We start from the raw sequence: 7,190 nt of genomic DNA, 5'->3' as shown, positions 1-7,190 counted from the left end.
CGTGACATCCGCCCGGCATGGCCCGGCGCTACCGCAGCACGTTGAACCGTACCTGCGTCCAAGCGCCGTCAGCAGCCAGCGCGGTCAACGTATGCGCCCCCGGATCGGCGAACTCGCGCTGCATCAGCTGCGCACCGCGCGTCTGCGCGATCCATCGACCATCCAGCAGCCAGTCCACGGCCTGTTCGCTACCCAATGCGCGCATCTGCAGGCGTACGCCGTGTTCGGCATTGGGTGCACGCGCCAGCGTCGCGCCTTCGTTGAGGCCATCGATATGCAGGGCCACACTGGCCTCGCGGCCATCATCGCGACAGTCCGGCGACAGCGCGGGAAGCTGTGAGGCATCGCGGGTGGCCTTGGGCAGCCAGGGTGACAACAGCGCCGGCCATCGCGCGATTTCCCGCGCGACTTCCTCATGCGGCGCGCTGCAATCAGCCGATACGCGCAGTCCGGTGCGCGCGTCAGCCAGGTAGCGTTGGCGGCCAGGCTGCCATCGCCGTGCCTCGCGTTCGGGGAACGTCGGCGGTGCCGCACCGTCCAGCAGATAGGCCGACAGGCGTCGCTGGCAGAGTGCCGCTGGCAACCCTTCGGCCAGTTCCCCGGTTGGCCAGCAGATGTCTGCCTGGGTCACGCTGGCCGGCATCGGCGCGGCCGCCGCATCGCCGCGTTGGCGCGGCAGGCTGTCGACCACCTCGAACATCAACGGCAAGGCGGTGACCGCGCCGTACTGCCCCGGCAACGGCGTGCCATCGGGGCGCCCCACCCACACGCCCACGGTGTAGTGGCGGGTACTGCCGATCGCCCACGCATCGCGGTAGCCATAGCTGGTTCCGGTCTTCCAGGCCACGCGCGGCCGCCCGCCAACGTCGAACGTGCCAACGCCGTATCCCGGGCGCGGATTCGATTCCAGCATCTCGCGCACGATCCAGCTGGCACCGGGCGAAGCCAGCCGCCGCTCGATCATCGGTTCGTCATCGGTGTAGCGCACGCGGCCGGCAATGCCGTTGCGGTTGAGCGCAGCGAACGCACCGACCAGGTCTTCCAGCCGCGCGCCGGTGCCGCCGAGGATCAGCGACAGATTGGGCGAACTGCCCGGCGGGAAGCGCAACTGGATGCCGGCGTGCGACAGGCGCGCGGCGAAGCGTGCCGCACCTACCCGTTGCAGCAGATCGACCGACGGCACGTTCAGCGACAGGCGCAGCGCACTGGCAGCACTGACCGGGCCGTTGAAGGCCATGTCGAAGTTGCCCGGCCGATAGCTGCCGAAGCTCTGCGGCGCATCCACCAGCAGGCTCTCGGAATGGATCAGGCCATCATCGAGTGCCATCGCATACAGGAACGGCTTCAGCGTGGAGCCCGGCGAGCGCCAGGCCTGCACCATGTCCACGTGGCCCAGCCGTTGCCGATCACCGAAAGACAGCGTGCCGACATACGCACGCGCCTGCAGGGTCTGGTTGTCGACCACCAGCAGTGCGGCTGACGTGCGCTCGGGCAGCGTGGAGAAATAGCTGGCCACGCGCTCTTCAAGGGTGCGCTGCAGGCCGATGTCGATGCTGCTCTGGATCCGCGCCTGCCCCGGATGCGCCGAGTGCAGGCGCTGGGCCAGCAGTGCCGCATGCAGCGGTGGACGCAGCGAGCGTGCGACCACGTTCTCGATGCGCGCATCTTCCACTTCCTCCGGCGTCCATGCGCCGAGCTCGGCCATGCGCGCCAGCACCTTGTCGCGAGCCTTCTGCGCGGCTTCGGGATGACGATCCGGGCGCAAACGGCTGGGTGCCTGTGGCAGCACCGCCAGCAACGCGGCCTCGGCATGCGAAAGTTGCGCGGCCGGCTTACCCAGGTAGGCCCAGCTGGCCGCCTCCACGCCTTCGATGGTGCCACCGTAGGGCGCGCGCTCCAGATACAACGCGAGGATCTCGCGCTTGGACAGGTGCACCTCAAGCTGCACCGCACGCAGCATCTGCTTCAGCTTGCCCCAGGGCGTGCGCGTATGCGGATCGAGAATGCGCGCCACCTGCATGGTCAGGGTCGAGCCTCCGGAGACGATTCGGCCACCCCGCAGCAGCTGCCCACCGGCACGCAGGATCGCCAGCGGATTGATGCCCGGGTGCCGCCAGAACCAGCGATCCTCGTAGGTCAGCAGTGCCTGCAGGTACAGCGGCGACACGCTGTCGACCGACGCCGGATAGCGCCACACGCCCTCGGCATCGGCGAACGCCCGCATCGGGCTGCCGTCAGCGGCGACCACCAGCGTGCTGGTGTCGCGTTGCCGGGGCAACGGCGGCGGGAAGGCGAAATCCAGTATCAGCAGCAGCGCCAGCAACGCCGCCGTGCCCCAGCGCAGCCACGGCCACAGCGGTTGCAGCCGCTGCCGCAGGCGCGGCAGCCGCGATTTCAGCAATCCCACCTTCATCCACGGCATCCAGTGGGACGGGCCGCGCCGTCGCGGCCCGTCCGCACGGTCACGGCTGTACCACCGTCAACGTGGTCGGGTTGCTGCGGCCGACGCCACGCAGCTGCGGCCGGTACATGTCCTCCACCAGCGACGGCGGCACCGTGTAGGTACCCGGAGTGACCGCACGCACCAGGTAGAACACGTTGGCCTTGCTGCCACGCGAGAGCTTCAGCGCCGCCACGTAGCGGTCATCGCGGAACTCTTCGTGCTTGGTATCGGCCGCTTCGCTGCGGTCGCTGATGGTGATGCCATCGACCACCACATCGGCCCACTGCTTGGCATCGCCCAGGTTGAGGTTCTCGATCTCCAGGCCTGCCGGCAGCAGGTCGGTCAGCAGCGCATCGGGCATCTCGCTGTCGGCGGTGATGGTGACCCGCACGATCAGCGCTTCACCTTCCTTCAGCGGACGCGGCGACCACGGCTTGCCATCGGTGCCGAAGTAGCTTCGCTCCACGCCGATCACGCTGTTGTCCGGCGCCGGCGCACTGCGCGGAATGCCGGCCACATCGATGCTGGCGAACATCGGCGGCTGTCCCTGCGGGGTGAAGCGCACGCCCGCGGCCAGCTGCGCTGCATCGAAGTTGCGGCCAAACAGCTTGCGCTCGCCGATGGCCTCGCTGTTGCCACCGATCACCAGCTCACCGGCCACCAGCGCCTTCTGGTTGGCGGCCAGCGCCTTGCCGAGACGGGCGATGGCCACCTGTTCCTGCGTGCTCAGCCACATCCAGCCACTGTTGCGGCGCGCATCCAGGCCACGGCCAAGATCAACCGCGCGTGCATCCCATGCCGGCTTGGCCAGCTTGTTTTCGTGGGTCAGCGCGATCATCAGCGCATCATCACGAACGGCGCTGCCGTAGTCGCCGAAGTACGACGGGCGCTCGCTGCTGGACTTGGCAAAGCCCGCCGCAAGGGCCGCCTGGCCGCGCTTGGTATCGCCCTGCAGCGACAGCGCCACGCCCAGGTGCACCAGCGACAGACCACCCACGGCCTTGCTGCGTTCGTTGTCGTACAGCGTGCGCAGGGTACCCAGCGGCGCGCGGTTGACGCGGGCCAGCACGTAACCCGAGTACGCCTGGTTGGCGAACTTCAGGCTTTCGCGTTTTTCCTGGCCGTAGAACTGGTTGCCACCGGACAGCAGGTCTTCGCTCAGGCGGTTCAGCGCCTTCTGCAGCACGTTGTCCGGCACCGCGAAGCCACCGTCCTTGGCATCGAGCAGGAACTCGGCGATGTACGGGGTCAGCCACGGGTTCACGTAGCCGTCGTCACCCCACATCGAGAAGTTGCCGTTGGCCACCTGCATCGACGCCAGGCGACCGAACGCACCTTCCATGCGCTCGCGACGGGTCTTCGCGTCCAGCCCGTCAGCGCCGAGCATGGACGACGTGGCCTGGTCCAGGATCAGCGCGGCGTAGCCCTTGCTGGTGGTCTGTTCGGCACAGCCGTACGGGTAGTTCAGCGCGCCCTGCAGCGCGCTGGCGAACGGGATCGGCGGCAGCGGGCTGACCAGCAGGCGGGCATTGACCGATTCGGACATCAGCCCGTCCATCAGGCTGCCATCCAGGCTCACCGCCGCCAGCGGATCGAGCGTCCGCACCTGCGAGCGCAGTACCTGCGGCCACGCCGCGCGTACCGGCAGATCGTAGCGGCGGTCGGCCTTGAAGCCGTTGCCATCCACACGCACGCGCACCTTGGCCACGCTGTGGCCCTCGCGCGCCGACAACGGGAAGCTCAACGTGGTCTTGGCATCGGCATTGAGCTGCACGCTGCGCGTGCCTTCGCCCAGGCTGAGCGGGCCTTCGCTGTCCACGCGCACGTTGAACTGACCGGGCTTGCCGGTGAAGTTCTGCACGTCCAGCGTCACCGTGCTGCGGTCGCCCGGGGCGAGCACGCGCGGCATGCTGGCCTCGGCCAGGATCGGTGCGCGCACCACGGTTTCCACATCGCGCTTGCCGTACTGGTCATCGCTGTAGACCAGCGCCGACACCCGCAGGGTGCCATTGAAATCCGGCACTTTCAGGCGGATGCGGGCAATGCCCTTGGCATCGAGCTGCACCGGGCCGGAGAACAGGTCCACGGTCTGCACGCGCGCGGTCGGCCGCTTGGCCTGCGGCAACGCCTGCAGCGCCATGTCGCCGCCGAACTTCAGCTTGCCGCTGCCGCCGTCGAAGCTCTCGATCACCCGGCTGTAGATGTCATAGGCATCGATGCCGAGGCGGCGCTGGGCGAAGAAGTGCGCGCCGGCATCGGGCACCGGGAAGCGGGTGATGTTGAGAATGCCCACGTCCACGGCCGACACAGTGACGTGCGCGACCTTGCCGGCCAGCTGCGGTGCGCTGACCGTCACTGGCAGGTCCTGCTCCGGTCGCATCTGCTTGGGCGCGGCCAGGCCGACGGCCACGGTGCGGCCCTTGCGGTCCATCGGCACGTGCACCACGCCCACCGCGCGGGCCGGGGTGATCTTGCTCGGCGCACTGCCACCGCGGAACACCAGCGCGGTGATGTAGACGTCGTGGCGCTCCCAGTCTGCGGTGACCGGGATCTTGTAGGTGGCACCGGGCTTGGCGTCGATATCCTGCACGTACAGCATGCGGTCGGTCTCGACCATCAGCACGCCCTTGCCGGCGTGCGGGGGGGTCACCGTCACTTCCAGGGTATCGCCGGCCTTGTAGCCGGTCTTGTCCAGGCCCAGCTTGACCTTGTCCGGGCGGGCATCGAGGCCACGGTTGTCATCGCCCCAGCTCCAGCCGGCGCGGAACGGATAACGGCTGGTCAGGCCGGTGGACGGATCGAACACGTCCACCCGGTACTCGCCCCACTCCACCGGGAAGTCGAAGGCCACCGCGCTGCCGCCGGCATCGACGGTACGGGTTTCCTTGTTTTCGAAGCGGCGGGTGAAATCGTAGTCCCAGCGGTTGTCGTTGAAGGTCCAGTGGTAGTCGCGCAGCTCGCGCACCAGGGTGATCTTCAGGCCCTTGGCCGGCTGCGGCTTGCCGGCCGCATCCACGCGCATCAGTTCAAACCGCGCGTTGCCGTTGGAATCAGCGCCGTCGTCCGGATTGAACAACGGGCGCACGCCGACCAGTGCGGCGGCCGGCCATACCACCCGCTTCAGGGTGCGGGTGACCGTGCGGCCACCGGTTTCATACAGGCTGCCGGACAGCACCACCGCGATCGGCGCCTTCGCCTTGGTCGCCTCTTCCGGCAACGACACGTCTTCGCGCAGCTGGCCATTGGCCGGCAGCGTGGTGTCGATGACATCCTTGGCTTCGCGCGGCAGCTGCAGGGTCGGGTCGCCGAAGAAGTAGCCCGGCAGGCCCTCCACCGGCTTCTGCTCGGCGGCCACCGCCATGCGCGCGGTGAAGCGGTTGCCGTCGGCCGGGGCACCGTACAGATAGGCGCCGTTGGCCTGCAGGCGCAGGTCTTCCCCCGGCTTCAGCGTCTTCTGCGCGCTGTCCAGGTCCAGCTTCATGCGCTCGGGCAGGAACTCTTCGATGCGCAGGGTCATGCCCTGGATCGCTTCCTTGCTGGCCGGGTCGGTGCGGAACTCCACCTGCCAGCGCCCGGTCGGCGCCTCGGCGGGAATGGTCTGCTCGAAGTTGATGTAGCCCTGTTCGCCCGGCTGCACGCGGGTTTCGCGGAAGGTCTTGCCATCGGGCTGCTTCAGGCGCAGGAACACCGGCTGGCTCTTGATCGGCTTGCCGTCGTTGTCGCGCAGCAGCGCCGACAGGCGCACCGTCTCACCCGGGCGGTACAGGTCGCGGCCCGACCAGGCATAGACATCGAACCAGGCGTTGTCACGGCCGGCCACGGCGAACTCGCTCAGGTCCAGCGCCGGCTGGTTGAAGGGCAGGAAACTGGTGTCCTTGCCGCTGCTGGCCACCAGCACGTGGGTGGCATCCAGGGTGTAGTTCAACAGCGCATTGCCGTTGCTGTCGGTACTGCCCTTCAGCACCACTTCGCCCTTGGCATCGAGCACGCGCAGGTCGATGCCCTTCAGCGATGCACCGTCCTTCAGCGCGGCGGTATGGACGAACAGCTTGTCCTTGTACGCGCGGGTGTGCAGGCCGATGTCGCTGACCGAGAAGAACGCGGTATCGAACTCGCCCTCGTAGTCACCGGTGCGCTTGAGCAGGGCGAAATACAGCCCCGGCTCCTGCAGTTCCTTGATGTCCTGGGTCGGCAGGTAGGTCAGCACCCGCTCGTTCTGCTTGCCGCCCAGGATGAAGCGGTTGACGTAGACCGGTTCGGCCAGCTTGTTGATCGGGCTGCGCTCGTAGTCGCTGCTCAGTTCCCAGCTGCCGCGGCGACCACCGCGCTGGTACTGGCTGAAGAAGGTCGGCAGATCCTTTTCGCGCACGCGCAGGAACTCGACATCGACCTCCGGCACGTTCACCGACACCACCGGCAGGCCGCGGCTGTCCTTGGCCGGCAGCACGCTGCCCTGCGAGGCGAAACCGGCCACCGGCTTCAGCTCGCCGCTGAAGACCTTCTGCTTCAGTTCCTTGCCCAGGCGGCTGCCATCGGCGGCCAGCAGGTCCGGCGAGACCACCAGGCTGAATTCCTTGCCGGCTTCGACGAAGGGATAGCGCAGGGTCAGGCCGTCATCGGACAGGGTCCAGCTGCTGTCATCGTTGCCGACCTTCTCTTCGAAGCGCACCAGCTTGTCGAAGTCCTGGGTGCCGACCAGCGGGCGCGAGAACTCCAGCGCCAGCGACAGGCCTTCACTCTTCTGGTC

General features: G+C 67.9%; 2 protein-coding genes. Both read right to left on the bottom strand.

The features are described from left to right. Positions 1-28: 28 nt before the first annotated feature. Positions 29-2,413: a penicillin-binding protein 1C gene (gene pbpC, locus AC1VAN_RS06825; protein WP_442251747.1), complete on the bottom strand. Its 2,385-nt coding sequence runs from the start codon at positions 2,411-2,413 to the stop codon at positions 29-31. 49 nt (positions 2,414-2,462) lie between these two features. Next, the coding region (locus AC1VAN_RS06820; protein ID WP_480985516.1) for an alpha-2-macroglobulin family protein at positions 2,463-7,190 on the bottom strand (4,728 nt) is incomplete at its 5' end.

This window comes from Stenotrophomonas sp. 05L44_2, assembly GCF_056665995.1.
The sequence above is the reverse complement of the archived record's forward strand: the minus strand, read 5'-3'. Positions and strand labels throughout refer to the sequence as shown.

What these genes read in the sequence shown, in the direction of transcription:
- pbpC (WP_442251747.1), bottom strand. Translation starts at nt 2,413, where the DNA reads ATGAAGGTGGGATTGCTGAAATCGCGGCTGCCGCGCCTGCGGCAGCGG.